The sequence below is a fragment of the Marinilactibacillus sp. Marseille-P9653 genome, assembly GCF_916618885.1.
In the GTDB taxonomy this organism is placed as follows: Bacteria; Bacillota; Bacilli; order Lactobacillales; family Carnobacteriaceae_A; genus Marinilactibacillus.
The window spans coordinates 284,929-311,830 of record NZ_CAKAKH010000001.1 but is presented as its reverse complement, the minus strand read 5'-3'; the positions used below and the strand labels follow the sequence as shown (position 1 = coordinate 311,830).

General features: G+C 37.4%; 28 protein-coding genes. 6 read left to right on the top strand and 22 right to left on the bottom strand.

Annotation, left to right across the window (positions count from 1 at the left end; genetic code table 11):
* Positions 1-378: 378 nt before the first annotated feature.
* The 6 genes from LG377_RS01610 to LG377_RS01585 all read right to left on the bottom strand — a co-directional run bounded on the left by LG377_RS01610 (position 379) and on the right by LG377_RS01585 (position 6,211).
* A complete protein-coding gene (locus tag LG377_RS01610) occupies positions 379-858 on the bottom strand; it encodes a hypothetical protein (RefSeq protein ID WP_225742982.1) in 480 nt (159 codons plus the stop codon).
* Between the two features lie 205 nt (positions 859-1,063).
* A complete protein-coding gene (locus LG377_RS01605) occupies positions 1,064-1,807 on the bottom strand; it encodes a glycerophosphodiester phosphodiesterase (protein WP_225742981.1) in 744 nt (247 codons plus the stop codon).
* The gene (locus LG377_RS01600) at positions 1,804-2,955 is read right to left on the bottom strand and encodes an ABC transporter ATP-binding protein (RefSeq protein WP_225742980.1); all 1,152 of its coding nucleotides are present in this window, start codon (positions 2,953-2,955) and stop codon (positions 1,804-1,806) included. The genes LG377_RS01605 and LG377_RS01600 overlap by 4 nt, the downstream gene beginning before the upstream one ends.
* Positions 2,956-2,974: 19 nt before the next feature.
* The gene (locus tag LG377_RS01595) at positions 2,975-4,357 is read right to left on the bottom strand and encodes an ABC transporter substrate-binding protein (protein ID WP_225742979.1); all 1,383 of its coding nucleotides are present in this window, start codon (positions 4,355-4,357) and stop codon (positions 2,975-2,977) included.
* Between the two features lie 41 nt (positions 4,358-4,398).
* Positions 4,399-5,298, bottom strand: a complete 900-nt coding sequence (locus LG377_RS01590) for a carbohydrate ABC transporter permease (RefSeq protein WP_225742978.1) — start codon at positions 5,296-5,298, stop codon at positions 4,399-4,401.
* 1 nt (position 5,299) lies between these two features.
* Positions 5,300-6,211 carry a carbohydrate ABC transporter permease gene (locus tag LG377_RS01585; RefSeq protein ID WP_225742977.1) on the bottom strand — a complete coding sequence of 304 codons (912 nt, stop codon included), beginning with the start codon at positions 6,209-6,211 and terminating at the stop codon, positions 5,300-5,302.
* Between the two features lie 230 nt (positions 6,212-6,441).
* On the opposite strand from LG377_RS01585, the gene LG377_RS01580 reads away from it, so the two are divergent.
* The gene (locus LG377_RS01580; protein ID WP_225742976.1) at positions 6,442-7,320 is read left to right on the top strand and encodes a glycerophosphodiester phosphodiesterase family protein; all 879 of its coding nucleotides are present in this window, start codon (positions 6,442-6,444) and stop codon (positions 7,318-7,320) included.
* A 112-nt stretch (positions 7,321-7,432) separates the two neighbouring features.
* Here the strand turns inward: LG377_RS01580 and LG377_RS01575 are convergent, their stop codons facing one another.
* Together LG377_RS01575 and LG377_RS01570 are read right to left on the bottom strand one after the other, a co-directional pair.
* The gene (locus tag LG377_RS01575) at positions 7,433-8,170 is read right to left on the bottom strand and encodes a glycerophosphodiester phosphodiesterase family protein (protein WP_225742975.1); all 738 of its coding nucleotides are present in this window, start codon (positions 8,168-8,170) and stop codon (positions 7,433-7,435) included.
* 134 nt (positions 8,171-8,304) lie between these two features.
* Positions 8,305-9,420 (bottom strand): SDR family oxidoreductase, encoded by a 1,116-nt coding sequence (locus LG377_RS01570; protein ID WP_225742974.1) that lies wholly within the window; start codon positions 9,418-9,420, stop codon positions 8,305-8,307.
* Between the two features lie 240 nt (positions 9,421-9,660).
* On the opposite strand from LG377_RS01570, the gene LG377_RS01565 reads away from it, so the two are divergent.
* Positions 9,661-10,350, top strand: a complete 690-nt coding sequence (locus tag LG377_RS01565) for a class A sortase (RefSeq protein WP_225742973.1) — start codon at positions 9,661-9,663, stop codon at positions 10,348-10,350.
* An 89-nt stretch (positions 10,351-10,439) separates the two neighbouring features.
* Here LG377_RS01565 and LG377_RS01560 read toward each other — a convergent pair whose 3' ends face one another.
* Positions 10,440-10,757, bottom strand: coding sequence for an LPXTG cell wall anchor domain-containing protein (locus LG377_RS01560; protein ID WP_225742972.1), 318 nt, complete (start codon positions 10,755-10,757; stop codon positions 10,440-10,442).
* Between the two features lie 107 nt (positions 10,758-10,864).
* Here LG377_RS01560 and LG377_RS01555 point away from each other — a divergent pair, with 107 nt between their 5' ends.
* Together LG377_RS01555 and LG377_RS01550 are read left to right on the top strand one after the other, a co-directional pair.
* Positions 10,865-11,518 (top strand): deoxynucleoside kinase, encoded by a 654-nt coding sequence (locus tag LG377_RS01555; RefSeq protein ID WP_225742971.1) that lies wholly within the window; start codon positions 10,865-10,867, stop codon positions 11,516-11,518.
* 33 nt (positions 11,519-11,551) lie between these two features.
* A complete protein-coding gene (locus LG377_RS01550; protein WP_225742970.1) occupies positions 11,552-12,061 on the top strand; it encodes a methylated-DNA--[protein]-cysteine S-methyltransferase in 510 nt (169 codons plus the stop codon).
* A 56-nt stretch (positions 12,062-12,117) separates the two neighbouring features.
* Here LG377_RS01550 and LG377_RS01545 read toward each other — a convergent pair whose 3' ends face one another.
* From LG377_RS01545 to LG377_RS01505, 9 genes are all read right to left on the bottom strand, one after another.
* Positions 12,118-12,885 carry a CPBP family intramembrane glutamic endopeptidase gene (locus LG377_RS01545; RefSeq protein WP_225742969.1) on the bottom strand — a complete coding sequence of 256 codons (768 nt, stop codon included), beginning with the start codon at positions 12,883-12,885 and terminating at the stop codon, positions 12,118-12,120.
* 123 nt (positions 12,886-13,008) lie between these two features.
* A complete protein-coding gene (guaB, locus tag LG377_RS01540) occupies positions 13,009-14,487 on the bottom strand; it encodes an IMP dehydrogenase (RefSeq protein WP_225742968.1) in 1,479 nt (492 codons plus the stop codon).
* A gap of 288 nt (positions 14,488-14,775) precedes the next feature.
* A complete protein-coding gene (locus LG377_RS01535) occupies positions 14,776-15,495 on the bottom strand; it encodes a DUF1129 domain-containing protein (protein WP_225742967.1) in 720 nt (239 codons plus the stop codon).
* A gap of 30 nt (positions 15,496-15,525) precedes the next feature.
* Complete coding sequence (ychF, locus tag LG377_RS01530; protein ID WP_225742966.1) at positions 15,526-16,626, bottom strand: redox-regulated ATPase YchF; 1,101 nt, start codon at positions 16,624-16,626, stop codon at positions 15,526-15,528.
* A gap of 58 nt (positions 16,627-16,684) precedes the next feature.
* Positions 16,685-16,888 (bottom strand): DUF951 domain-containing protein, encoded by a 204-nt coding sequence (locus tag LG377_RS01525; protein ID WP_225742965.1) that lies wholly within the window; start codon positions 16,886-16,888, stop codon positions 16,685-16,687.
* 18 nt (positions 16,889-16,906) lie between these two features.
* A complete protein-coding gene (locus tag LG377_RS01520; RefSeq protein WP_225742964.1) occupies positions 16,907-17,788 on the bottom strand; it encodes a ParB/RepB/Spo0J family partition protein in 882 nt (293 codons plus the stop codon).
* Positions 17,778-18,542 carry a ParA family protein gene (locus tag LG377_RS01515; RefSeq protein WP_208559432.1) on the bottom strand — a complete coding sequence of 255 codons (765 nt, stop codon included), beginning with the start codon at positions 18,540-18,542 and terminating at the stop codon, positions 17,778-17,780. The genes LG377_RS01520 and LG377_RS01515 overlap by 11 nt, the downstream gene beginning before the upstream one ends.
* 28 nt (positions 18,543-18,570) lie before the next feature.
* Positions 18,571-19,287 (bottom strand): 16S rRNA (guanine(527)-N(7))-methyltransferase RsmG, encoded by a 717-nt coding sequence (gene rsmG / locus LG377_RS01510; RefSeq protein WP_225742963.1) that lies wholly within the window; start codon positions 19,285-19,287, stop codon positions 18,571-18,573.
* Positions 19,288-19,631: 344 nt separating this feature from the next.
* A protein-coding gene (locus LG377_RS01505; protein ID WP_225742962.1) for an IS3 family transposase occupies positions 19,632-20,815 on the bottom strand; the annotation gives its coding sequence in 2 pieces (ribosomal slippage) (positions 19,632-20,530 and positions 20,530-20,815; 1,185 coding nt in all).
* Between the two features lie 178 nt (positions 20,816-20,993).
* Here LG377_RS01505 and LG377_RS01500 point away from each other — a divergent pair.
* On the top strand, positions 20,994-21,881 hold the full coding sequence (locus LG377_RS01500) for a helix-turn-helix domain-containing protein (RefSeq protein ID WP_225742961.1): 888 nt from the start codon (positions 20,994-20,996) through the stop codon (positions 21,879-21,881).
* Positions 21,882-22,546: 665 nt separating this feature from the next.
* A complete protein-coding gene (locus LG377_RS01495) occupies positions 22,547-23,005 on the top strand; it encodes a GNAT family N-acetyltransferase (RefSeq protein ID WP_225742960.1) in 459 nt (152 codons plus the stop codon).
* A gap of 97 nt (positions 23,006-23,102) precedes the next feature.
* Here the strand turns inward: LG377_RS01495 and LG377_RS01490 are convergent, their stop codons facing one another.
* From LG377_RS01490 to LG377_RS01475, 4 genes are all read right to left on the bottom strand, one after another.
* Complete coding sequence (locus LG377_RS01490; RefSeq protein WP_225742959.1) at positions 23,103-23,519, bottom strand: GNAT family N-acetyltransferase; 417 nt, start codon at positions 23,517-23,519, stop codon at positions 23,103-23,105.
* A gap of 120 nt (positions 23,520-23,639) precedes the next feature.
* A complete protein-coding gene (gene arsB, locus LG377_RS01485; RefSeq protein WP_225742958.1) occupies positions 23,640-24,695 on the bottom strand; it encodes an ACR3 family arsenite efflux transporter in 1,056 nt (351 codons plus the stop codon).
* 113 nt (positions 24,696-24,808) lie between these two features.
* Entirely contained in the window at positions 24,809-26,470 is a 1,662-nt protein-coding gene (locus tag LG377_RS01480; RefSeq protein WP_225742957.1) for an FAD-dependent oxidoreductase, read from the bottom strand.
* A 14-nt stretch (positions 26,471-26,484) separates the two neighbouring features.
* On the bottom strand, positions 26,485-26,814 hold the full coding sequence (locus LG377_RS01475) for a helix-turn-helix transcriptional regulator (RefSeq protein ID WP_225742956.1): 330 nt from the start codon (positions 26,812-26,814) through the stop codon (positions 26,485-26,487).
* Positions 26,815-26,902 lie beyond the last annotated feature (88 nt).

Sequence of the window (26,902 nt, the reverse complement as noted above, 5' to 3'; positions counted from 1 at the left end):
TAAATACGCTTTACATGTCAATCGTTTTTTTTTAATACGCTACTATTAATTAGATAATAATGAATAGTATTAACTGAATACAATCTAAACTAATTTCCAAATTTTACAATTTTTTAGTATAAATATACAATTAAATGTATACGTTTATATCTAAACTCATTGATTCCAAATAAAAAATCTATCTTATACTAACGATAGATTTTTTAAGAGTTCTTTTATTAAGATATTCGATTGCCCGATTGGTAGTAACGCTATACAAATCTTGTTGCTCATACGCTTGAATCATTTCAAGATTATCTACAGTCCAGACAGATAATTGTATATTATTCTGATGACAAAGTTCAATCCACCCTTTTGAACAATACTCATAACAAAGATTCAGAGTATGCAATTTGTGCTTCCTACAAAAGTAATGTCCACATCAAAGTGAGCTCTCTTTAATTCCTTAACGGTATAAATATTGGGTAGACAGTTTTCAATATTATAAAAAATTTTATCTCTATCCCATACAAAAAGATGCGAAGGTTCAACAGTTCCTGAAAAGACTACTTGATCAAATAATTCTCGCTTCTCCGCAGTCCATTGTACTTCTGCCTCAAGCCCTTTTTCTTTCAAATTGCATTTGATTCGGATTCTTGAAGATCTTTTAGCAATATACTTAAAAACAGTGTCCAAATTTAATAGACAAGAAGTTAGATCTAATGAATATATCGGATCTTGACTCAGATAAAGTTGACCATTTTGCGCACGTCTTACATCTAGTTCTAGACAATCTATATTATAGTCAATCATTTTATCAATATATTCTAGACTATTGTTTGGTGTAGCATCACTTCCAGAATGAGCGGTAAGTAGCATCTGAGATTCCTCCCTTTCTTTAATACAATTTAAGTATAAAAATGCTTTGTAAACTTAATGGCCTATTTTTCGTTAATTCAATTACCTTTATTTATTAAATGAGTAAACCCTCTATAATCTATTTAATTGAGTTTATTTATCACTTTGATATTAATAAAAAATAGAAGATGAGCGATATATCACTCTTCCTCTATTTTTCACTTCTCTAATGTGTTAATTCAGTAGACTGTTCTTGTATTTCTTTCAGTCTATCTGGGTAGTCAGTTATAATTCCGTAAAGATTTGCAGCATTCGCTTTTTGCAGATCCGATACTTCATTGATTGTCCATGTATTGATTTTTAAATTCAATTTATTGATATGCTCAATGACTGTTTTATCCAGTTTACTCGCCAAAGGATGTAGATAATCCATTTCTAACTCTAGAGCTTTTTGGACAGTCTTTTCGTCACAATCGATTACTAACAGCCCCGTCTGAATTTCAGAGTCTAACTGTTTCACTCGACTCATATTTTCTACATGAAAAGAAGAAATGATAATCTTTTCTTTTACATTGAATAAGTCTATGAGCTCAAGAACTTTCTGTTCTAAACCAGTAGGATCACCGGAAGCTGTTTTTAATTCAATATTTGTTAATAATTCTGTGTCGGATACCCAATTTAAATACTCTCGAAGTGTTGGTATCTGTTGACCTAATACTTCTTCACATTTCTGAGAACCGATGGATAGCTGTTGAAGTTCTGCTAACGTAAAATTCCTTAACGTTCCTGTTCCGTTCGTCAACCGTTCCAGTGTATCGTCATGAAAAATGACAACTTCTTTGTCCCTTGTTAACTGAACGTCCAGTTCAATACCATCAGCCCCTGCTTCAACTGCTTTTTCAAAAGCGAGCATGGTATTTTCCGGGAACTGGCTACTGAAGCCTCTATGCGCAAAATTCAAACTACTCATGATATTAGAACCTCCTCTTTAGATGTTTCTTCTGATTCAAATGGCACACGGAGTAATGTTTGTTCTGTTTCTTGATCAAATAGATGCCACTTGTTGAAATCGACTTTCAAATGAACCCGATCTCCATAGGTTACGTCCGTATCTGAAGGTACTCTAGCAATCATTAACTGTTCTCTATCTTCTACATGAAAAAAGATATACGTATCGCTTCCCATATTCTCAATGTTTTCTACCGTGACATTGATTGTCTCACCATTTTCATCTTCTGAAAGTTCGAAAGCTTCTGGTCGGATACCAGCATAAACAGGTTGCGTTACCACTTGTTTCGGTAGTCTATTTTGAATACTACTCCCCATAGTCATGCTTTGGTTCTGGAAGTAGATATAACTTTTGTCATCCTCTACATGTAAAGTTGTAGGGAAAATATTCATTTGTGGACTACCGATAAACTCTGCAACAAATTTTGTTTTTGGGTAAGCATACAAATTCAGTGGCGTGTCTGCTTGTTCTAGTTCGCCATCATTCAAGACAACAATCCGGTCTCCCATTGTCATAGCTTCAGTTTGATCATGAGTGACATAAATAAAAGTCGTCTGTAGCTTACGATGTAATTTGACGATTTCAGAGCGCATAGCAACTCTAAGGTTGGCATCTAGATTTGATAATGGCTCATCCAGTAAAAACACTTTAGGATTACGAACCATCGCTCTCCCTAATGCGACTCGTTGACGCTGGCCGCCTGAAAGAGAAGCCGGTTTTCTATTTAGATATTCGGTTAGACCCAACACTTTTGCCGCTTCCCGAATCCGTTCATCTCTCTCTTCTTTTTTGATTTTCTGCATCTTCAAAGAAAATCCAATATTGTCGTAAATGGTCATGTTAGGATATAGTGCATAATTCTGAAAAACCATTGCGATATCGCGATCCTTAGAAGGAATATGATTCACTAATTGATCTTCAAAATATAATCCACCATCAGTAATCTTTTCTAACCCTGCAATCATTCTTAATGTTGTTGATTTCCCACAACCAGAAGGTCCAACAAAAACAACGAATTCTTTATCTTTGATCTGTAGATTCAATGGCTTTACTGCGACTGTATTTTTGTCATAGACTTTACTGACTTGTCGCAATTGTACTTCTGCCATGCATACACGCTCCTTTTAATTACTCGGGGGAATTTACTAAGTTATAGTTCTCTAACGCTTCGTTGATCTGATCAGCCATTTCTTGAGCAGCTGATTCGGGAGTAGCTGAACCATTTAGCATATTCTCAATTTCATTTTCAACAATTTGACGCGCTTCTGGAAAGACACTTAGGAAAGCACCTTGAGATTCTGGATTAGAAGCATGTAACTGGTCAATGGCTGTTTGGAATTGTGGGAATTCTTCGATATTTTGTTTAAATACTTCTTCTTCGTGAGTCGCTGTTGTAATTGGGAAATAGCCTGTTGCGGAAGCCCATTCAGCTTGAATTTCTGGCGTCACAAGATATTTAATAAATTCCCAAGAAGCTTGTGCCTTATCTGAGTCTTCGTTATCCATAGCCCATACAGATGCACCACCGATTGATACGCCACCTTGATCTTCTTCAGAAATAGCAGGAAGATAAGCTGTTCCAACTTCAAACTCTCCACCGACCTCACTCATTATAGAAGAAAGACTAGAAGTTGAACCGATCATCATTGCAGACTGACCAGATACGAACTCAGGAGACCCTCCGTCACGTCCAACATTCGGCGCTGCGCCTGACTCATATAGCGCATACCATTCTTCAAGAATATTTTGCATTGCGCCATTTTCAATGAATTCTACTTCTGTCGGAATCGCTTCACGACCATTTCCATTGTTTACAAATTCTTGTCCTTGTTTAGCAATGAATTGTTCTACAAACCAACCATATATAGTCAATGAAATCGGCATTTGCGCACCTGCTTCAGTTAAAGCATCTTGCATCTCACCAATTTCCGCTAATGTAGACGGCGCTTCTTCAATACCAGCTGCTTCAAATAATGCTTCATTATAATAAAGAACAGGTGTAGAAGAATTGAAAGGCATAGAGTATAAGTTGTCTTCTACAGTATAGTAAGCAGCAATATTCGGCTCGATTTGAGAAACATCATAGCTTTCTGCATCGATAAACTGTTGCATTGGAATCGTCAAATCAGAATCGATCATATACCGTGTTCCAATATCATAAATCTGAACGACATCAGCCTCCATGTTTCCTAAGGAAGCACTTCTCAATTTTGTGATTGCGTCATCATATGTTCCTTGGAATTCAGATACGACGGTGATGTCTTGATCGTTTGTTTCATTGAAGTTATCTACGATCGCTTCAAGTGCTTCTCCACCAGCACCACCCATTGCATGCCAGAACGTAATCGTTTGGCCTTCAGCTGACGCGTCTTCAGTGACAGTCTCTGATTGCTTGATTCCCGTATCTTCAGCCTGAGCTTCTGTATCTGCGTCGCCAGTTGAACATGCCCCAAGAGCAAGTAAACTTGTTGCGGATAAAGCAAGTGTTTGAATCCAATTTAGTTTTTTCATTATTTTTTCTCCTTTTTTTGTGTACGATTATTTTTATATCATTAACCTTTAACTGAACCTGAAAACAGACCTTTAACGAGTGATTTTTGTCCAACAACAAAAATCAGTAGTGACGGGATTAATACGATAACCACTCCCGCTAACATCAGCACAATCGATTCCGAATCTACGCTGTTCATCATGCTAACGCCTATCTGTACTGTCCGGTATTTATCCGATCCGGATACGAGTAGCGGCCACATATACATATTCCAGGCATTGATAAATGCATTTACAGATACGGCTCCTATTGCTGGTTTACTCAAGGGTAGAAGTATCTGGAAAATAAAGCGCAAATTACTACAACCATCTATTTTAGCTGATTCATATAATGCAATCGGAAAACTTTTGAAGAATTGTCTGAACAAAAAGATCGTTGTTGCCGAAGTCAAGAACGGTACAATCAGTGCCGGAAAACTATCTAACCATCCCCACTGACTAATTTGCAGATAATTAGAGACAATCGTTGCTTCTCCTGGAACCATTAAAGTAGCTAGAACTAAAGCGAACATCACTTCTTTTCCTTTAGAGTCTAAGAACTCAAACGAGAAGGCTGCAAGTGCTCCTGAAACTAACTGACCGCCCGTAATGGCTAATGCTACGACGAAAGAGTTGAAGATATACCTTCCTAAAGGCGCTACATTAAATGCATCTCTGTAATTAGAGAACTGCCACGTCTCTGGTAAAAATTGAAACGTTGAACGGTAAACTTCTGATGGTGATTTCAGTGACATTGTAACAGCGTAAAGTAGTGGAAATAGTACAATACTGACTAATATGATATTGATTCCGAGCAGCATGAATTTAGTTAAATTCTGTTTCATTTCCTGCTTTTTGATTAAGGCTAATTGTTCTTTATCTAAAACAAATGGTTGCGTACTTTCTTCTATATGAACAGCCAACTTAATTCCCCTTTCTCTGTGTTCTAAACATCAGCACAGTTAAAATAGAAATAATGATAAATAAAATGACTGATTCTGCTGATGCTAGTCCGAACCTGAAATTCTGAAAAGCATTGCGGTAAATATCATGTACGATGACATTCGTCGATTGCCCGGGTCCTCCAGAAGTCAGGATTCTAATTTGTCCAAAAGATTGAAAAGCTCCAATGATATTGACAACAATGACGTAGAAAGAAATATGCTTCAATCCAGGTAATGTGATATAGAGAAACTGATTCCATCCATTTGCTCCATCAACTGAAGCACTCTCGTACAAACTACTATCGATATTCGACATGCCGGCACTAAAGTACAAAAAATTAATGCCACTATTAAGCCACCCTGTTAACACGGCTACACTGATTAAGGCCCATTTCGGATCTGCCAGCCAGTTGATATTCGTTCCCAGCAGCTGATTGACTGCTCCGATATTTTGATTCAGCATAATTCCAAATACCATAGCAATCCCACTGGAAGCAATTGCCATAGGCATAGCGTATACAGTAGAAAAGAACCGAATACCAGGAAACGTTTTGTTACATAAAACGGCTGTTAAAAAGCCAAATCCCATCCCAATAACCAAGACGATAACCACGTACTGCATAGTGACCATCAAACTATTCATAAATGAAGCAGACGTTAATAGATCCGTATAATTTTTGAATCCTATAAAGACTTTTTCAATACCTCGGTTATCTGTCAGAAATAGACTACGGTAAATCGTTCGCAAGAATGGCCAGTATGTGAACATAAAAAAGATTCCAATAGCTGGTATTAAATACATATAAGGTTCTACAGACCATTTGCGTTTCTTATCTTTTGGGTTTATACCTTTTCCTTTGTCAGTAATGAGTGGTTGTTGATTGAGTTCCATAGCGTTCCTCCAATTAAAAATCCGTTTTCAATTCTTCCAACAGGATTATCTTAACAAGGCTATGTAAATTTTCAGCTCTTCTCCTTTGGTATTTTTGTTAAGATTGTAAATTTTTACTACATATTTATAGATTGCGTATTCTTTGTAAAATTACCGTGAATACCCTATATAACTCAGTCTTTATACGTTATGCTAATAGTTAACACACTTTGATAGGAGACTTGAATTTTATGTTTCGAAAATATCTTTCTGCCTTTATCGTTCTATTTTTATGTATTGGGATTGTTGTCTTACTTTATACAACAGTTTATTCAAAAAGATTTTCTCCTAAGCTACCTAATAACTTTGCTCTAATTGCCCATAGGGGGGCTAGTGCCTATGCACCTGAACATACTCTACCCGCATTTCAAATGGCATTTGAAATGGATGCTGATTATCTAGAAATCGACTTGCAGCAAACTAAAGATGGTGAACTGGTCGTCATGCACGATGAAACGCTGGAACGTACGACAAATGGCCAAGGATATGCGAGTGACTATACCTATGAGGAAATAGAAAACTTGGATGCCGGGACCTGGTTTAATGAAACCTATCCAGACAAAGCAGACAAGCAGTTCGAAAACACCCCGATAGTCCGTTTAGAGACGCTCTTTCAAGAATACGGACAGGATGCAAACTACTATATCGAAACAAAAAGTCCAGACCTCTATTCAGATATGGAAGAAACCCTATTGGCTCTCTTAGAGAAATATAATCTCTTAACTCATTCGGAAAAAACGAAAAATATTCTCATACAATCGTTCAGTGCTGATAGTCTTAAAAAAATACATCAGCTCAAACCTGAAGTCCCTTTAATTCAACTATATAATTTTAAAAACACACCAGCACAACTGACACCAGAAGAATGGCTTGATGTTTCCAGTTACGCTACTGGAATAGGCGTTAATTACACCGCATTAAATAAAGACTTTTCAGAAGAGATCACTTCTAAAAATTTATTACTCCATGTATACACAATCAATTCATACAAGGATGGTCTCTATGCTTATGAGATGGGCGCCGATGGCATTTTCACTGATGACTTAAAAGAATTTGAAAACAAGGATTAAAGCAGAATTAATAGGAATCTATTTTTCGTCAAAAAAGACTTATGCAGTTGCATAAGTCTCAAACGTCTTCTTTATCGAGTTATCTAATTTCTTCAAGAGCAATTCATCACGCTTAATGAGTCACTTTATTATTTTGTAAGTGACTCACTCTATTGGGATAATCCGTGATCAAACCATCCACTTCATTTGCCAGCGCTTCTTTTATACTCGCTTCTACGTTAATCGTCCACACATTAATTTTCAATCCCATTTTATGAATATGTTTAACAACCGTTTCATTTACAGCGCTTCCGAGTGGATGAATGCAATCTATACCCATCTCATAAACTTTTTGAATCTCTTTCTCGCTGCAATCCAAAACAAGCAAACCCGTTTGAGCCTCAGGTGCTAATTGTTTTATTCGGGCCAGACTTTCTTCGTGGAAAGAAGAGAATAAGATTTGATTCATACAGTTAAAACTACGTAGTGTTGTCACGACTTTTTGTTCTAGACCATTATCTTCACCTGAAAGGGCTTTTAACTCTATATTGGTTAACAATGGTGTACTTACTGACCACTCTAAGTACTCGTTCAAAGTTGGAATTTTGTAGTTCTCTGCACCTTCTCGTTCTTCTACATCAAAGGATAATTGGTTCAGTTCTTCTAATGTATGGTCCTTTACAAATCCGGATCCATTGGTTAATCGGTCCAGTTTATCATCATGGAAAACCACGACCTCTTTGTCACTTGTCAGCTGTACGTCTAACTCGATGCCATCAGCTCCTGCCTCAAGTGCTTTTTCAAAGGCAATCATGGTATTTTCCGGATATTCTCCGCTGAATCCTCTATGCGCATAATTTAAACTCTTCATCTTTTTTACTCCTCTTTTACGATTGATGCTAAAAATAATTACTTCAACAATCAATTGTCCATGTCATACTTTTAAATACTGGGCTCTCAGACTAAAAAAGCAGGGTAGCTTAAGCCACCCTGCTTTTTATTTTTTTAGAATAAGCTTTTTTTGAGTTTTTTGATTTCCATTACTTTTTTGACTTCCATTGCTTTTTTAACTTCTATCACTTTTAACGCTGCTACTGCAGCTCCAACCGTCATAAGTCCAATGGTTGAAAGTGCGGGATGTTTTTTTGCTTTCACCATAAGACTTTTCGGTCTATGCCAGCCTAAATTGCTACCTCTTTCGTATAGATCTTCTTTAGACTCGTATAAATTTCCTGCTTCTGGAGCCGGAGATGCTTGATCATCATCATAGTTTGTTTGGAATGTATTGATTTCCATCATTTTATCCGTAATTCTTGGATGTACCATCCCGAAGATAGAAAAGAATTTTGCTTGTGTACCTACATACATGTCGCGTTTTGGATGTTCAGCTACATGTAAAATCGCTTCTGCGACACTTTCTGGTGGGTAGACAATTCCTTTATGTGTTGGTTTTTTATCGATATAGCTGGTTGCGTGATCTGTATATGGTGTATCCACTCTTGCTGGATGTATCTGAGAAATAACGACCGGCGCATGCTCTTTTTCAAGTTCCATACGGATTCCATCTGTAAATCCTCTGATAGCATGTTTACTGGCAGAATAAATCGATTGTACTGGGAAAGCACGGTTGCCGACTACACTCCCTAGATTGATAATCGATCCTGGTTCTCCTTTTTCTTTGTAATGCGCAACGGCTTTTCTAGTTCCGTATACAATACCCCAGAAATTGATATCAAATAGATGACGCATATCTTCTACTGGTATCTCTGCAGAATATCCATATAGAGCTACTCCTGCATTATTTACCCAAGTATCAAATCCACCAAAGTGTCCAATAGCTCTATCTGCAATTTTATCGATATCTTCTTCCTTAGAAACATCTGCCACTACGTAAACAGACTCTGTTCCCCTTACTTTCAACTCTTTTTGAAGAATATTCAAAGCCTCTTCATTTCGAGCCGCAAGTACTAGTTTAACACCTTGTTCCGCTGCCATTCTTGCAGTAACAAGCCCAATTCCGCTTGTTGCTCCAGTGATCACCATCACTTGATTTTTTAATTTTTTCAACTTCAATTTCATACTGTTCAAAGGCATACCTTTATCAATTGTTCTCTGATTCACTTTCATACTCCTCCTTATAAATCGTTCGACTAGTTACTTTCTATCTTAAGGAAAAAATGTAGACGTATACAACTAATACGCTTAAAGTACGTACGATTATTTTTAACTTTTTTCTACTATCAGAATTTCACTGAAAAACTTGAACCGGTTTTATAAATCAGCCAATTTTTTAACACAAATGTCCATTAAATACTGTATACTGTGTATATCGTCATAATCTAAATCCAAAAGGTGAAATCCATGTCTGATAAAACAAAATCCAAAACCATTTCTTTTCTTGCTGCTTTTTTACTTATTCTAGGTCTTATGTTCTTAGCTGCAGAACCTTTGCAAAATCTTTTAGTGCAGCGGAGGAGCGCAGAAACATTAACAGTCACTACATCGGATATAGAACAAAACCTTTCTTACGATGGGGATTTTGATTTTGAATCCGTTGAAGAAGTCTCTATAACAGACGTTCTCAAAGCGCAGTTGTCTGATTCAGATTTACCTGTGATTGGTTCGATTGCCATTCCGGAAGTCGGCTTGCACCTTTCTATTTTAAAAGGTCTATCAAACAACAACCTTTTGAGTGGCGCAGGAACGATGAAACAAGATCAACAAATGGGACAAGACAATTACTCCCTGGCAAGTCACAACATGAAAGATCCTACTTTACTATTTGCACCTCTTCACAGGGCCGAAACAGGTATGAAAGTTTATCTGACAGATGCTTCAAATTTTTATGTGTATGAAATTGTTACCCATAAAATCATTGACCCCACGCAAGTATCTGTAATTGAAGATACAGATGAAGCCTTGGTCACCTTGATTACCTGTAATTATGATGGTGATAAACGACTTTTAACTCAAGGCACCTTACTAGACACTATTCCCGTTGACGAATCAGAAGAAATTGCCTCCTATTTTGATTTAAATGAATCTATCTAATCTAATTTTCATTTCACGCTAAAAAGCCACTACCCTAAATTTTCAGGGTAATGGCTTTTTTAGTCTTTGCTTAGTTCATTTTACTATTCTTATACTTGATTTTTTCTTTTTCTATTTTTGAAGAACAATGCTCCAGCAAGTCCGATTAAGCCTAAACCAATAGCTGTCAGAGTGATTGTATCTGCACTAGAAGTCTGAGGTAAGAACCCACTAGGTCTAGATGATGGTCCACGAACACTATCTCTACCTGGTACGATTCCAATTTGTCCTCTTCCTCCAGACATAACAACCGCGTCACTTCTCATTTCTTCACCGTCTCTTGTTACCTCAGTGTAGACTCTAATAACTTCTCCTGAAGCAACTGGTCTTCCTATTGGAATACTGAAACTTCCATCAGGTAATACCACTATAACTTCAATTTTAGAACCTTCTGGATAAAATGGAAAGGTTTCAGAAATCTTAATAATAGTTGGAAGATTCCTGTGGTATGATATTAGGGAGTATTTTTTAAAGAATGGAAGGAGATAAGATGTCAGTGATCGTTTTAGCAGGTATGATCGGCGCAGGTAAAAGTACATTTACAACATTTATTTCAGAGGAATTTCAAAGTAAGGCTTTTTATGAGCAAGTAGTTGATAATCCTATTCTTGAAAAGTTTTATGCTGATCCAAAGAGATGGGCCTTTTCTTTACAGATTTTCTTTTTGAATACGCGTTTTAGAAGTATCAAAGAGGCCTTAGTCCATAGACACAATGTTTTAGACCGCTCAATTTATGAAGATGCTTTATTTACTAAAATTAATTATGAAGAAGGCAATATGAGTGAGGCTGAAATGATTCTTTATACAGATCTTCTGGAAAATATGATGGAAGAGCTTCAGGATATTCCTAAAAAAGCCCCAGATTTATTAATTTATCTGCGTGGATCTTTGGAAACGCATTTGAATAGAATTCAAAAAAGAGGACGCTCTTTTGAACAAGTTGATGGTAATCCTGAATTGTTGGAGTATTATACTAAATTACATAGTCGTTATGACGATTGGTTTAATGCTTACGATCAAAGCCCTACATTAGTGATTGATATTGATAAGATCGATCTTGACCGCAATGAAGATAAAATTTATGTTATGCAAGAAATCAAATCTGCATTGACTGAGCATTCTATTTAGTAAAAGATGACTGAAACGTAAGGAGGAACTCGCATGCAGACAGAACTTTACTTTTCAGAAGTCGTTTATGACCATTGGTCGTTTTACATTCTCGCTAACAATAATGGATTGATTTTTGTGGGGTCTTCTCCTAAGAATAAAGAGGAACTTGAAGGTTGGGTGAGTCGTTTACCGTTCAAGACGACTTTAGCGAGGGACGATCAAAAACTTTTTCTTTATATTCAGCAATTTGAAGAGTATCTTTCTAAAAAAAGAGAAAATTTCACTTTTCCTGTCGAACTCATAGGTACACCATTTCAGATAATGGTTTGGAAGGCGTTGCTTGGGATCCCTTATGGCCAGACAGTCACCTACAGTGATATTGCAGCTACGTTAAACAAAGGTGCCACTCATTCCAGGGCAGTTGGAACAGCTATCGGTAAGAACCCTTTACAGATTGTTTATCCTTGTCACCGTGTGGGACCAAAAAACGGTGCACCTAGAGGTTTTCGAGGTGGGTTACCGATGAAAATGGACTTGCTTGAATTAGAAGGCAACAAATAAAAAGACCGTAATATCCTCTATTTAAACAAGAGGATATTACGGTCTTTTTTTCTTTTTTATACGACTGCGTATAATGCTATGAAAGCTATAGAATTATTTAACATATGATAAAAAATAGAAGCTTCTACACTTTTTGTTCGTTTAGCTGCGTAAGCAAACATGAAGCCCATACCGATATAGGTAAAGGCAGACGGGATATTCGTTGGGACGTGAAACGCTCCAAATATAATTGAGCTGACAATAACAGAAATCCAGGAAGCATCCAGTGAATCACGACGGAATAAAATCAACCCTCTAAACAACCATTCTTCAACGATGGGAGCAGCAATCACAACCATTAAAAACATCACCCATGCGGGCGTCACTCCAACAAGTTCTTCGATAGCTTCTTGATTAATAGCTTCTGAATTCTCGAAAACCATAGACAGTAATGTACTTCCGATATTCAAAAGAATAAATGAAACAGGTATGTACCAAGCTAAAAATTTCCAATCCTGTGTATTTAATCCCGGGATCACTTTCCAATCTTCACGACTAAGTTGTTTTCGATTGATTAATGGAATCTTTCTACCAAGAATGATTAAAGGTAAAATAAATAACGGTAATATAGAAGCAACTGAGCCTACGACATTTAATACTGGCTCCATAGCCTCAAGAAGCTCAGCTTGTGAAAGACTTGCGACAGCGTCTGCATTGGTTGCTAAAAGAAGTATGGGAACAATAATACCTAGTATTAACTGCAATGCAATCGGAGAAAGCAACCACATTAACGCTTGTTCTCTCTTTAATATCTTTCTTAAGGGATATCCTTCAAAAATGTTCATTTCATTCTCCTTCAAATTAAGTTTATACCTTATAGAATAGCAAACTACCCCTTTAAAAGATAGTCTATTTTAGTACAAAAAAAGCATCAAGAATAGTCTCGATGCTTTCAATCATGGTTTTAATTATACTGAATAGTTTGGTGCTTCTTTTGTTATATGAACATCATGCGGATGGGACTCTTTAAGACCCGCTCCAGACATTTCGATAAACTGTGCATTTTCTCTCAGTTCTTTCAAGTTTGCTGCACCAACATAACCCATACCAGAACGTAATCCGCCAACTAATTGGAAGATAATATCTTGAACGCTACCTTTGTACGCAACGCGTCCCTCGATTCCTTCTGGAACCAATTTATTTGCTTCTGTTTCGCCACTTTGGAAGTAGCGGTCACTTGATCCTTTTTGCATCGCTCCTAGACTTCCCATACCACGGTAGGTTTTAAAACGACGACCTTGATAAATTTCGAATTCACCAGGAGATTCATCTGTTCCCGCAAGCATACTTCCGAGCATGACTGCATGTCCACCCGCAGCTAGTGCTTTTGCAATATCACCTGAATATTTGATTCCGCCATCTGCAATGATTGGTTTACCATATTCTCTCGCAACTGAAGCTGAATCGTAAATCGCAGTAATTTGAGGAACTCCAACACCTGCAACCACTCTTGTTGTACAAATTGAGCCAGGTCCAATCCCAACTTTTACGACATCCGCGCCAGCTTCAAACAAGGCACGTGTACCTTCTGCTGTTGCAACGTTACCTGCAATCAGTGTAACATCAGAAAACTCTTCGCGGATTTTTTTCATTTCTCTTAATACACCCGCGCTGTGGCCGTGTGCTGTATCGACTACAATAACATCCACTCCAGCGTCAATCAGCGCTTGAGCACGCTCAAAGGTGTCTTTGGTAATACCTACAGCAGCACCTGCTAATAAACGACCATGTTTATCTTTTGCTGCATTTGGAAACTGCGTAATTTTTTCAATATCTTTGATTGTAATTAAACCACTCAACCAGCCATTTGCATCAACCAAAGGTAACTTTTCGATTTTGTGTTCTTTCAATAAAAGCTCTGCTTCTTCAAGTGATGTACCTTCAGGAGCGGTCACTAAATTCTCTTTTGTCATCACGTCTTGAATTTTTTCATTCATATCTGTAATAAAACGCATGTCGCGGTTTGTTAAAATCCCAACAAATTTTCTATTTTCCATTGTTTCTACAATCGGTACACCACTGATTCGATAAGTTGACATTAGTTTTTCAGCTTCCGAAACCAAATGTTCTGGAGTAAGGAAGAATGGGTCAATGATGACACCAGATTCCGAACGTTTTACTTTTCGAACTTCTTCGGCTTGTTGTTCTACTGTCATATTTTTATGAATGATTCCAAGACCACCTTGACGAGCCATCCCAATGGCCATCCCTGATGCCGTAACAGTATCCATACTAGCACTTAGAACCGGTAGATTTAATTTAACAGAGTCTGATAGTTCTACTTGTAAATTGACATCGTTTGGTAAAACGTGACTTTCTGCTGGTAGTAACAGCACATCATCAAACGTAAATCCTTTTTTATTGAATTTCGTTTCCCAATTTCCCATATTTTCTCCTCCAATTATACTTTATCCCTTAGCTATCGTAATTTTTAATAACTAAATTACCACCCATATCTGGTCAGGTCAACACCCATTTCACCCATGTAAGAACTTTCTAATAAACTTAATAGAGAATTTCATTGTTAGCGCTACAATAGCGAACTATTTGTCTGCAAATTAATTTATAATACGTATTTAAAACCCCAATTTAGATTGCATTTACTCTCTATGGATGCAAAAAAGAGCCTTTCCAAAGTTTAATTTGCTTCGAAGAGACTCTTTTGCAATTTACTTTTAAAATAACGTTCCTTGGGTATTTAACTTGCGTTTCAAATACCATTTAGCTGCAATTGCCACAACACCTATGACTAAAGTAATTGGTGAAGGAATAACTGGATTGATTGCTTCTGGAATCAGCGCTCCTAGAGAGATGAAAAGTACAAAACCCATCATCGCTAATACTGTCGCCAGAATATACTTGATGAATCCACCTTTTTCTCCTGGTACCGGTGCATACTTGGTAATGATCATAAAGGCAAAACCACCTAAAACAAAGTTTAGAATGAGTACCATTAATTGCATACCTACTGCTTGACTATCTCCTCTACCAAACATTCCAGAAATCCCTGAAAGGATCGCAAACATTCCACCTAACAGTAATCCACCATCAATGTACAGCTTCCAAGGTTCTGATCGAACGACCTCTTTTTGTTCACTGGATGTTGGATTCTCTGTTAAATAATTTGCTTGGTCTGTTACAGTTCCGTAAATTTTACGAGCTGTAAGGTGATGATCTTGTTGTTCAACAATGTTCTTCAACATATCATTAAAGATGAGTGTTTTTCTTTCTTCTGAAACACCGCGCTCATCCAAGCTTCGGTTTAGTTTCAACATATACTCACTATTTTTATTTGTAAGCTGTTCTCTCATTCTTGCATTTTCTTCTTGCTTAGTCGCCAGCTCAGCGATTTTTTCTGGCTGTTCGACAGGCTCTTGTTTCTTTTTATTGAACAAGATGATGTCCCCCTTTAAATATGTGCATTCTTATACGTTGAATCTGAAAAGAATGACATCTCCATCTTGTACGACATATTCTTTTCCTTCTGAACGCAATTTACCCGCTTCTCTTGCCGCTTTTTCGCTTCCTAAAGCGTCGTAATCAGCATAGGCAATTGTTTCAGCACGAATAAATCCGTGCTCAAAGTCACTATGAATCACACCTGCAGTTTGTGGAGCTTTCATGCCTTTACGGAATGTCCACGCCCGTACTTCTTGTTCGCCTGCAGTAAAGAATGTTGCAAGTCCCAGTAAGTCGTAAGAAGAACGAATCAATTTATCTAGTCCAGGCTCTTCTACGCCAAGATCTTCTAAAAACATCGCTTTTTCTTCATCGTCTAGTTCAGCGATTTCTTCTTCGATTGCTGCAGAGATGGTTACAACTTCTGCTCCTTCTTCAGCAGCAATACTTTTCACTGTTTCCAAGTAGGCATTACCTTCTGCATCCGCAATGTCTTCTTCTGCAACATTGGCTACGTACAAAACAGGTTTACTTGTTAACAAGAAGAGTGATTTCACAATCGGCAATTCTTCTGGTGTAAATGAAAGCATTCTGACTGGTTTGCCTTCTTCTAAAACAGGAATGATTTTTTCTAGTACAGCTACCATTTCCATAGACTCTTTGTCTTTGGATTTAGCTTGTCTTTTAACGCGATCGTAGCGTTTTTCCACTGCGTCTAAGTCTGCAAGCGCAAGTTCCAAGTTGATAGTTTCGATATCATCAGCTGGATTTACGGATCCAGATACATGCGTAATGTTTTCATCTTCAAAACAACGAACCACGTGACAAATTGCGTCTACTTCACGGATGTTAGCTAGGAACTTGTTTCCTAGTCCTTCCCCTTTACTGGCACCTTTTACAATACCTGCAATATCTGTGAATTCAAAAGTAGTGGGAACTACCTTTTTAGGATTAACGAGTTCTTTTAATCTGTCTAGTCTACGGTCTGGTACTTCTACGATTCCTACGTTGGGGTCAATAGTCGCAAACGGATAATTTGCTGCTTCGACTCCTGCTTTTGTAATGGCATTAAATAATGTCGATTTTCCGACGTTTGGTAAACCGACGATTCCTGCTGTTAAAGGCATTCTTTGTATTCACCTTTCTTTTCCTCATAATTTTTAGTCTAGCTATTTTACAGAATAATTAAGATTCAGTTGCATCTGCTTTAACTAGAACCTTTTTCATTTTTCTTTCAAACTCTCGTCTAGGCATCAGTACTAACTGGCCGCATCCCTCACATTTTACACGGATGTCCGCGCCCATTCTAATAATGGCCCAACGGTTTACACCACAAGGATGCTTTTTCTTCATTTCAACGATGTCATTCAGTTCGTATGCTTTATCCATTTGCTTTTGCCTCCTGAATCAATCAAAATCAATATTTAAATCTTCTAATATCCGATTCAAATCATCTTGAGAGACATACTCAATTTCAATCTTACCTTTTTTACCTTTTTCTCGTATCACTACGCTCGTTCCAAATTTATCTGTTAACAATTCTTCCGAACGTTTGATGTAAATAGATTTATCTACTTCTACTTTTGCGCTAGGCTCTGTTTTAGGCTTCTGATTTGCTTCCGCTACCAGAAGTTCTAATTGTCTTACTGTAAGGCCTTCTTTAACCGTACGTCTTGCAAGTTTTGTTAGTTTTTTCTTATCTTTAAGACCTAGCAGTGTTCTCGCTTGTCCGTTAGACAATTTGTTTTCCTGAAGAAGATTTTTCACTTCTATCGGTAATGTTAATAATCTCAAATGATTGGCGATGTAAGAACGGCTTTTGCCTAGTTTTTCGGCTACTTTTTCTTGAGTCATAGACAATTTTTCCATCATCATATTATAAGCTTCCGCTTCTTCAAGTGATGTCAGATCTTCCCGTTGCAAGTTTTCAAGTATCGCAACTTGCATCATAACTTCTTCGTCTAATTCACGAATGATAGCTGGAACCGTCTCTTTTCCAGCAATCTTAGATGCTCTAAAGCGACGTTCTCCGGCTATAATTTCATATCCTTTTACGGAAGATTTTCTCAGGATAATAGGTTGAAGTACACCAGATACCTCGATAGAACTCGCAAGCTCGTTCAGTGCTGCCTCATCAAAATGTCTTCTAGGTTGATAGGGATTCGGACGAATTTCATCAAGTGCAATCAATTCTACACGCTCGTCGTCACGATTCACTTCTTTTTCGAAATCTGGCACATCAAACAATGCATCGATTCCACGGCCTAATCCTTTTTTCTTATTTACCATTCGTCATCACTTCCTTCGCTAACTCTTGGTAGACTTCTGCACCTTTCGACCTTAAATCATAGTCAATGATCGAAAGTCCGTAACTTGGTGCTTCGGACAAGCGAATGTTTCTTGGGATGATTGTATTGTAAACTTTTTCGCGAAAATATTTTTTCACTTCGTTAACGACTTCGAATCCAAGGTTTGTTCTTGCATCCAGCATCGTTAAGAGTACGCCTTCTACTTTCAATTCTTTATTGAAATGTTTCTGAACAAGGCGGACCGTATTCAATAACTGACTCAATCCTTCAAGCGCATAGTATTCACACTGAACCGGAATCAAGACAGAATCACTCGCTGTAAAAGCATTGATTGTCAAATGACCCAAAGATGGCGGGCAATCAATCAATACATAGTCATAACCTTCATCAATGGTTTCAATCGCTCTTTTAAGTCGTGTTTCTCTAGCCATAAGACTCGTCAGTTCAACTTCTGCTCCTGCCAGTTGAATCGTAGCAGGTACAATAGAGAGATTTTCTCTACTAGTAGGCAAAATGACTTCTTCAAGAGGTACTTCGTTAATTAAAACATCGTAAATATCTCTATCAACTTCTCCTTTACGAATGCCTAATCCACTTGTAGCATTCCCTTGTGCGTCCATATCAATCAATAATATTTTCTTCCCTGCATAAGCAAGTGATGCACCCAAATTGACAGTCGTAGTTGTTTTACCTACACCACCCTTTTGGTTCGCAACGGCAATAATCTGCGCCATTTGAATCCTCCAGACTTTCATTTTCTAATTATAATGGGGTCTTGTTTGGTGTTCCTGGTTTTCTAGGGTATTTGTTTGGTGTTTCTTTCTTTTTGTCGATCATAATAATGTGTCTTTCGCCTGCTTCGCTTGGCAACTCAAAAGAAAAGTCATCTTTGATCTTCCCACCAAGTGTAGCAATGGCTTTTTCTGCGTCCTTTAATTCTTCAGGCGCATGTGCTGCTTTCATCGCAATAAAGGATCCACCTTTTTTAACAAGTGGCAAACATAATTCAGCAAGAACGCTCATTCTAGCAACCGCTCTAGCGGTTACAAAATCATAAGTTGCTCTATACTGTTTGTTTTGACCAAACGTTTCAGCGCGGTCATGCAAGAGCTCTACACCCGTTAAGTTCAGTGCATCTACGACAACTTCTAAAAAGTTGATTCTTTTTTTCAGTGAATCTACGATTGTGATCGATAATTCTGGATAAAGAATTTTCAGGGGGATACTGGGAAAGCCAGCACCTGAGCCTACATCGCATAAGCTGTGGACCCCTTTACTAAAATCTACATAAAGTCCAGCTGTCAAAGAGTCGTAGAAATGTTTTAGATACACTTCTTCTTGCTCTGTAATGGCAGTCAGATTGATTTTTTCATTCCATTCTTGAAGTAGTTCTAAATAAAGTTTGAATTGAGTCATTTTTTCGTCAGTGATTGGCAAACCACGACGTTCTAACTCGGCTCTAAATTCTTCTGGATTCATAACCAAAACTCCTTTTATATTGACTCGTGAAACAGCTATTTGTTTCACAAAATCACTCTCTTCACTTTATACTAAATCCCTTATGAATACAATGCTTTGAGCGTAATTGTTTCATAAAAACCACAAAAAATCGGACACACTTCTGTACAAAATTCAATCGTAATCAAAATTCACTGAATTCCTTTGTATCTCTTTAAAAAAGTGTTCTACTTTATTTAATCAGCCTGTTAAACGATCTTACAATATAAATGAAATATCTATATGTACATTTGGTATGTCAACACTTTTTTGAACAAAAATTATAAGGTGTAAATGATGATTGAGTTCACTTTCCTTCTGCCTCTCTAACTGAATGAGAGGCTAGTTTCGACCAGCTGGGGAACAACGGATTTGCAGACTTCCATTTCAGACTGTTCCTGTTCCCAATCTTTTCGATAATCGATAGGAGATTCGTAGTCCAATGATCCATGTGGGCGAAAATGATTCCACCAATGGACGTAGTCCATAAGTTGGACCTGCAGTTCATAGAGTGTATGGAATGTGTTGTCGTAGACAAATTCAAACTTAAATGATTTATACGTGGACTCCGCTACGGCATTGTCGTAAGGATTCCCTTTTCTACTTAACGAGCGCACAATATCAAAGGTATCCAGTAACTCATCAATAGTATGGTTGTCGAATTCTTTTCCCCGGTCAGTATGGAACACGTTGACCGTATGTAAATCACCCTTAACTGTAGCGAGAGCCTGCAGGACTAAGTCAGCTGTCTTATTGGGACCAGCAGAATACCCGATGATCTCGCGGTTAAACAAGTCTAAAATAAAACAAACATAGAACCACTTATTGGCAACTTTGACATAGGTCAAGTCCGTGACGATAGCTTTCATCGGCTCTTTCGGATTGAACTCACGGTTCAATGCGTTTTCAATCTTCGCTTGATTGACTCCACTCTTTTGTGGTTTGTATGATGGTCTATCATACTTGGACACCAGATGAAACTTTTTCCTAATGTGTCCAATTCTCCGACGAGATACGATAAACGCACGCTTCTTCAATCTTTTCTTCAGTTTACGCGTGCCATAATTGTTTTTGCTTTTGGCAAACTCTTCAATAATCGCTTGTTCGAGTTCCGCGTCACTTTCTTTCTTTATTACTTCGTAATAATAAGATCCTCTACTGATCTTAAGGGCACGGCACATCGCTGATATAGAATAGTTATGTTTGTTGCGTTTGATTACTTCGACTTTCGCCCGAATATCAGCGCCGCTTGCTTTAAAATATCATTTTCCATCTTAAGCTGGGTATTTGCTTTCCTTAATTCTTTCAATTCTTTCTGTTCAGGTGTTAAGTTATCTCTTTCTTTGAATGAACCGGTTTGACTATGTTGACGTACCCATTTGTCAAAAGCCGATCCTGTAAGATCATATTCTTCTATGATTTCTTTTCTTGATTTTCCTGCTTTGTGTAAATCAACAATTTGTTTCTTAAATTCTTCTGTATAAGTTCGACGTGGACGACGAGTAGACATGATAGATTCCTCCTGTGTATGTTGTGTTTAGTATACACACCTTATCTTTTCTGTCCAACTGAGTGTAACCTATCCAATTTAACCCTATTTCAAATAGTTAAAATGAATCGTTATATGGTAATCCAATCCAATAAATAGTATAATTTTAATAAATTGAACTTAACAAAAGAGGGTAACTATGGATCATTTCGAAGAGAACCAAGCACCTTTTAATCAACTATCCGGAAAGCTACTTCGAAAGATACGAGAATCAAAAGGGTATACTCAAAAGCAAGTTGCTCAAGGCATCATGCGTCAATCTACTTATTCTAAAATTGAGCGAGAAGAGACCGAACCTTCTGCTCCAAAATTGTTCGCAATCTTAGATCGCCTTGAAATGACAGTGGAAGAATTTTTATTCATTCAAGGAAACTACAGCCATTCTAAAAAAGGTACGCTCGTTTATGCATTTATTTCTCAAAGTTACAACGATCCTAAGGAATTAGAGAAATTGAAGGACGAAGTTTCTCATTACTTGAAATACAATGAGGACCCCATTATTAAAGACATCGAAGCAATCTATACCGGTTTAATCGTCTTTGCTCAAACTCACGATATTCGACTAGCTAGAAAATATGTTCAGCCTGTCTGGAATCGTCTTGAACGCTTTGATGAATGGAGACTCACTGAAATTTATCTAGTAAATAATATCTTGTACTTTTTCAATGCAGACTCAGCCATCCATATCTCAGATAGAGCAATCACCCAATTAGATAAGTACGAAGACTATAGAGCTAGTAACGATTTAAGATTCAATTTTCAGTTTAATCTTGTTTACTTATTGATCGATAACCATCAATATAGTAAAGCTTTAACCTCTTTAGAGAATTTGATTCTTTATGCAAAAGAATTAAAAAAACATGATATGCTTGCGGTCTGTTATGCCAGAAAAGGCGTCTCTTTGATCCAGTCTGGAGATCCTACCGGAGAAAAATGGATCCGTAAAGGAACAAATATACTCGAAGTTATAGAAGAAGAGAATTTGAAGCAACGCTTAGAGGAAGAAGTTCGAGTGTTTTTAGCATGATCCCTTTACGCAATCTTTACTAAACACCCTCAAAAGGGAACAAAAAAATCAAATTGGTATAGCTTGTTCCCCTTTCTCAACAAATTTTAACATTATATGACTATAATTTAAAAACCGTTTTCTTTTGTAGTACAATTAGACACAAGTTATGAAATTGACGGCTTGACTCCTATCTATTTTTTCTCCTTGCTTAAAGCCGATATAAGTCGATTCGTAGCATGATAAATGCCTCTACCCTAGCGTGTATAATGCCTCTCAACTTTATATGCGCGACCCTTAAAAGAGTCTGGACTGAAAAGTTCAGGCTCTTTTGTTGTGTATAAGGATGTTTAATTCTTTTATTTTTTTCGTCAGCTAAGAGCAATTTGCTCGTTTTTCTCCTTTTCACTTCAGATAATTAATCTCCTAAATCAAACCACAACCAATCACTTCTTATTCGTAAGTAGATCAACTCAAAATCCCCTCTGTTAATGCCGTTCTTACGCCATTTACCTCGCTTGATTCGTTTCCAAAATAGTCCCTTTAAAATGACATTTGAGAATCTTTTTATTTTATGTATACTGTACAGGAAGAACAACATTTCGCGAGAGGGAGCTAACTTCTCATTTACTGAAGGTGCGCAGCTTAAAGAGCTCGTCATCGACTAGGAGGATTACTTTAATCATATGTGGCAGTTTAAACAATTAGAAGAATTAAGCGCTAAAGAGCTTCATTCGATTTTAAGAGAACGTACCAAGGTTTTCGTTGTAGAACAAGGAGCCGCTTTTCAGGAAGTGGATGATATTGATCTACAAGCTATCCATTTGGTTAAACGGTGTAAAGACACCATCAATGCTTATTGTCGAATCTACTATAAAGACAATAAGATCTGGCTTGGTCGTGTTCTTGTACCTGAGCATTCCAGAGGAATCGGAAACGGAAGAGAATTACTTAAAGTCGCTTTAAATTACATTTCCGTTCGTTATCCTAAAAGAGAAGTTCAGATTCAAGCAGAAGCTTACTTGAAAGATTTTTACGAATCATTTGGGTTTGAAATCATTTCCGATATGTATTACGACGAGAACATTGCTCACTACGATATGTTGCTTAAAGTAAGAGAACCCATTGCATTGACAGAAATTTAAGCACCCCCACTAATATTGGTATATATAATACAAATTGGTATAGGCATCTTTCTGAGGAAAGATGCCTATATTTTATGATTTTCTAGTTTTTATAGATTTAACGATCATATCTTGAAAAGGCAACACCGGTTTCTTTTCCGTTCACCTTTGTAAACCCATTTTTCTCATAAAATTTAATCGTTTTTTCCGTATCTTCTGTCATTAATACTTTTTGAGGAATCTGTTTGTTACCAGATAATATCGTTTGTAATAGATGACTTCCGATCCCTCTCCCTTGATAAGCTTTTTTCACTAAGATATCTTGAATGTACATAATATAAACACCATCTCCAACAGTTCTAACTAATCCTACAAGTTCCTCTCCCTCCCAAGCAGAAATCACTTGTAGTGCGTTTGGTACGATTGCATCAATGATGTTCTTTTTTTCAGTATATGCCATCCACCCAGCATCTACGTACAGTTCTCTGACTTTCTCCGTCTGTATAGCTTTTGTTTCTTTATATGTAACCGTCATTTTTTACCTCTTTCTTATATTTTACTTAATAGTTCTATCTTCATTCTACTAAACTATTATTGTAAGATAAATGAAAAGAACAGATCCGGCTAAAGCCTTATCTGTTCTTCACGCTTCATTCTACTTATTAAAATCAAACCATCCTTGTGTTTGATTCGCTACTTTTACCAGCATCAACATGACCGGCACTTCTACAAGAACACCGACAACCGTTGCTAATGTGGCACCGGAATTAAGCCCAAACAAAGAAATAGCAACTGCTACTGATAGTTCAAAAAAGTTACTTGCGCCAATCATTGCAGAAGGTGCTGCGATATTATAAGGTAATTTACAAGCATATGCTCCAAAGTAGGTTACCCCAAAAATAAGCAACGTCTGCAGAATCAGAGGAATTGAGATCAGTACTATGTGTACCGGATTCTGAACGATTCGCTCTCCCTGAAAAGAGAAAATAATGATCAGTGTCAATAATAATCCGGCCATCGTTACTCGGTCAAACTTACTGACAAAGGTTTTTTCGAAATAATTCTCTCCTTTATTACTGACAACAAGCTTTCTAACAACGATCCCTAGCACTAGAGGTACCACTACAAACAAAACGGTTGATAGTAATAATGTATTCCAAGGAACAACTACATTTCCAACACCGAGTAGAAGTGCTACGATCGGTGCAAAAAGAACTAAAATAATGATATCATTCACCGACACCTGAACCAGCGTATAGGCAGGATCTCCATTTGTCAGTTTGCTCCATACAAACACCATTGCCGTACAAGGTGCCGCTCCGAGCAAGACTGCTCCCGCAATGTATTCTCTCGCTAGTTCACCTTCAATCATTCCATTGAATACAATCAGAAAGAAAAAAGAAGCGATAAAAAACATTGTAAACGGCTTGATCAACCAGTTGACGGTCGTCGTCAGAAAGAGTCCTTTAGGTTTCTTGGTTGCGTTCATGATGCTTGCGAAATCGATTTTGAGCATCATCGGAAAAATCATAATCCAGATTAAAATGGCCGTTGGAATCGATACTTGGTAATACTCAAACCGACTTAACAGTTCTGGAATCTGCGGAACAAATTGTCCAATCATAACCCCTATTACCATACATAACAGAACCCATACGGTTAGATATCGTTCAAATACACTAATGTCTTTCTTTGCTACTTTACTCATCATTTCCTCCAATTTACTTCATCAATATTTTTTGATTAAGCTCTCTAAAAAAATCGCTATCTCCGACCATGTCTCCAGCTGATTACGCAGAAGACATGATTGGATAAGCGTACTATTTAATGTTTGATACTATTTTTATAATACTGATAGTTCGTATGTCCACCAGATAATACATAGACAGTTTTAAATCCAACGTTCAGTAATACATTTTGGGCAGTATTACTGGTTACGCCTTTGTTGCAGTAAACGACTGTTGGCAGATTCTTATCAAGCGCTTCAAGTCCTTTACGCAATTCCGGCATAGAAAGATGCATCGCTTGTTCTACATGAGCTTTTTCATACGCCGACTTAGAACGCACATCAACGATTTGAATCGGTTTCTGTTCCTTCAAGTGCGCCAACAGTTCTTCAGGTGTTATCACTGGAAGTTCATGACGGGCATTTTCCAGTACCATCCCTGTATAATGCACGGGATCTTTGGTTGTACTGAATGGCGGCGCATAAGCCAAATCCAGGTGGAATAGGTCTTCTGCATTTGCCTTAAAAGTGATAGCTGTTGCAAGAACGTCGATCCGCTTGTCTACACCCTCTGGACCAACAATCTGCGCTCCCAGCACCCTACCAGTCTCTTTGTCAGCGACACCTTTGATCAGAAGATTTTTTCCGCCAATATAGGTTGCATGAGCCGGTTTGATATTATGAATCACAATTGGGTTGAACCCTGCTTTTTGAGCCTCTGAATAGGATAATCCTGTGTAGCCAACCGTTAAGTCAAACAAGCGGAAAATACCCGTTCCAAGCGTTCCTTTAAAGGATAAAGAACCTCCTGTAAGATGATCACCTACTATTCGTCCCATTTTATTTGCTGTAGATCCTAATGGATGATACGTTGGTTTTCCAGTAATCAGATGATAACTTTCAGCAACATCTCCAACAGCATAAATGTCTTTTTCGGACGTCTGCATAACCGTGTTGACGCTTATTGCTCCTGTATCACCAAGTTTGATTCCTGCTGCTTCTGCTAGTGAAGTACTAGGTCTAACACCTACTGCCAAAATGACAAGATCTACCGGAATATCCTTTCCGTTAGCTGTGTGCAGCTGCGTTACTTTCTGATTTCCTTCTAAAGTTTCTACTTTATCTCCCAAGTAAAGATCCACTTCATTTTCTTTTAGCTTTTCTTGTAAGTGATAAGACATATCTGGATCGATTTTTGGAAATACTTGATCTGCTAATTCGATGATCGAAACGTTTATCCCTTTTTGGGTAAATTGTTCAGCCATTTCTAAACCAATAAATCCTGAACCAATAATCGCCGCATGTTTGACTTCATTATTTTGCATATACTGATCGATTTTTTTCGTATTGTCCATCGTCTTTACATGAAAGACATTTTCAAATGTCCCTTGATTGAATGGCGGAGGTGTCAATGAGTAAGATCCAGTAGCTAAAATCAGTTTATCATAAGCTTCTGTTTTCGTATTTCCAGTTTCTTTGTTGAACACTTCTATTTCTTTTATTTCAGGATGAACTGCAGTAACACGATGATTTGTATGAATATCAAATTCGAACCGTTTTTTGAACCACTTTGCATCTCTGGGAATTAGTTCGTCGACCGTATCCACTTCTCCACCTAAAAAATAAGGCATTCCACAAACTGAATAAGATATATCATGACCTTCTTCATAAACGACGATTTCAGCTGTTTCATCATTTCTTCTTGCCTTTGCAGCGACAGAAGTTCCTGCAGCAACTGAACCGATAATAACGATTTTCATAAATTAATCTCCTATTAGCAGCAGTCTTCCTCTGCAGATTTTAAAAAGTAGCAAAACTGATCAGAAAGTAGTTCGTTTGTTTTATCTTCGTCTACCCAATAATAACTCCATGTTTTTGAAATTTCTTTCTGGATTAACTCGGCATTCAATAAAATTTTCAAATGATAGGACAGCTTGGACTGCGGTAAATCGAGTAATTCTTCTAAATCACAAACGCAAGATTTCCCATTCATTGCTAGTAAGTGTAAAACGGATAACCGTATTGGATCGGACAGTGCTTTGAATTGTTTTGCGTAAGTCGCTACATCCGGTAAATCGATTTTTGTCGTTTTAATATGAGACATCGCTTATCTCCTTAATCAAATCATTTTGATGAAGCAATCATATCAATTATAATTTCAAATTTCAACCAGAGAATTGTAAAGTTTGTAA

Coding starts and splice junctions, on each gene's coding strand:
- LG377_RS01610 (WP_225742982.1), bottom strand. CDS start 858: ATGCTACTTACCGCTCATTCTGGAAGTGATGCTACACCAAACAATAGT.
- LG377_RS01605 (WP_225742981.1), bottom strand. CDS start 1,807: ATGAGTAGTTTGAATTTTGCGCATAGAGGCTTCAGTAGCCAGTTCCCG.
- LG377_RS01600 (WP_225742980.1), bottom strand. CDS start 2,955: ATGGCAGAAGTACAATTGCGACAAGTCAGTAAAGTCTATGACAAAAAT.
- LG377_RS01595 (WP_225742979.1), bottom strand. CDS start 4,357: ATGAAAAAACTAAATTGGATTCAAACACTTGCTTTATCCGCAACAAGT.
- LG377_RS01585 (WP_225742977.1), bottom strand. CDS start 6,211: ATGGAACTCAATCAACAACCACTCATTACTGACAAAGGAAAAGGTATA.
- LG377_RS01580 (WP_225742976.1), top strand. CDS start 6,442: ATGTTTCGAAAATATCTTTCTGCCTTTATCGTTCTATTTTTATGTATT.
- LG377_RS01575 (WP_225742975.1), bottom strand. CDS start 8,170: ATGAAGAGTTTAAATTATGCGCATAGAGGATTCAGCGGAGAATATCCG.
- LG377_RS01565 (WP_225742973.1), top strand. CDS start 9,661: ATGTCTGATAAAACAAAATCCAAAACCATTTCTTTTCTTGCTGCTTTT.
- LG377_RS01555 (WP_225742971.1), top strand. CDS start 10,865: ATGGAAGGAGATAAGATGTCAGTGATCGTTTTAGCAGGTATGATCGGC.
- LG377_RS01550 (WP_225742970.1), top strand. CDS start 11,552: ATGCAGACAGAACTTTACTTTTCAGAAGTCGTTTATGACCATTGGTCG.
- LG377_RS01545 (WP_225742969.1), bottom strand. CDS start 12,885: ATGAACATTTTTGAAGGATATCCCTTAAGAAAGATATTAAAGAGAGAA.
- guaB (WP_225742968.1), bottom strand. CDS start 14,487: ATGGGAAATTGGGAAACGAAATTCAATAAAAAAGGATTTACGTTTGAT.
- ychF (WP_225742966.1), bottom strand. CDS start 16,626: ATGCCTTTAACAGCAGGAATCGTCGGTTTACCAAACGTCGGAAAATCG.
- LG377_RS01525 (WP_225742965.1), bottom strand. CDS start 16,888: ATGGATAAAGCATACGAACTGAATGACATCGTTGAAATGAAGAAAAAG.
- LG377_RS01520 (WP_225742964.1), bottom strand. CDS start 17,788: ATGGTAAATAAGAAAAAAGGATTAGGCCGTGGAATCGATGCATTGTTT.
- LG377_RS01515 (WP_208559432.1), bottom strand. CDS start 18,542: ATGGCGCAGATTATTGCCGTTGCGAACCAAAAGGGTGGTGTAGGTAAA.
- rsmG (WP_225742963.1), bottom strand. CDS start 19,287: ATGAATCCAGAAGAATTTAGAGCCGAGTTAGAACGTCGTGGTTTGCCA.
- LG377_RS01500 (WP_225742961.1), top strand. CDS start 20,994: ATGGATCATTTCGAAGAGAACCAAGCACCTTTTAATCAACTATCCGGA.
- LG377_RS01495 (WP_225742960.1), top strand. CDS start 22,547: ATGTGGCAGTTTAAACAATTAGAAGAATTAAGCGCTAAAGAGCTTCAT.
- LG377_RS01490 (WP_225742959.1), bottom strand. CDS start 23,519: ATGACGGTTACATATAAAGAAACAAAAGCTATACAGACGGAGAAAGTC.
- arsB (WP_225742958.1), bottom strand. CDS start 24,695: ATGATGAGTAAAGTAGCAAAGAAAGACATTAGTGTATTTGAACGATAT.
- LG377_RS01480 (WP_225742957.1), bottom strand. CDS start 26,470: ATGAAAATCGTTATTATCGGTTCAGTTGCTGCAGGAACTTCTGTCGCT.
- LG377_RS01475 (WP_225742956.1), bottom strand. CDS start 26,814: ATGTCTCATATTAAAACGACAAAAATCGATTTACCGGATGTAGCGACT.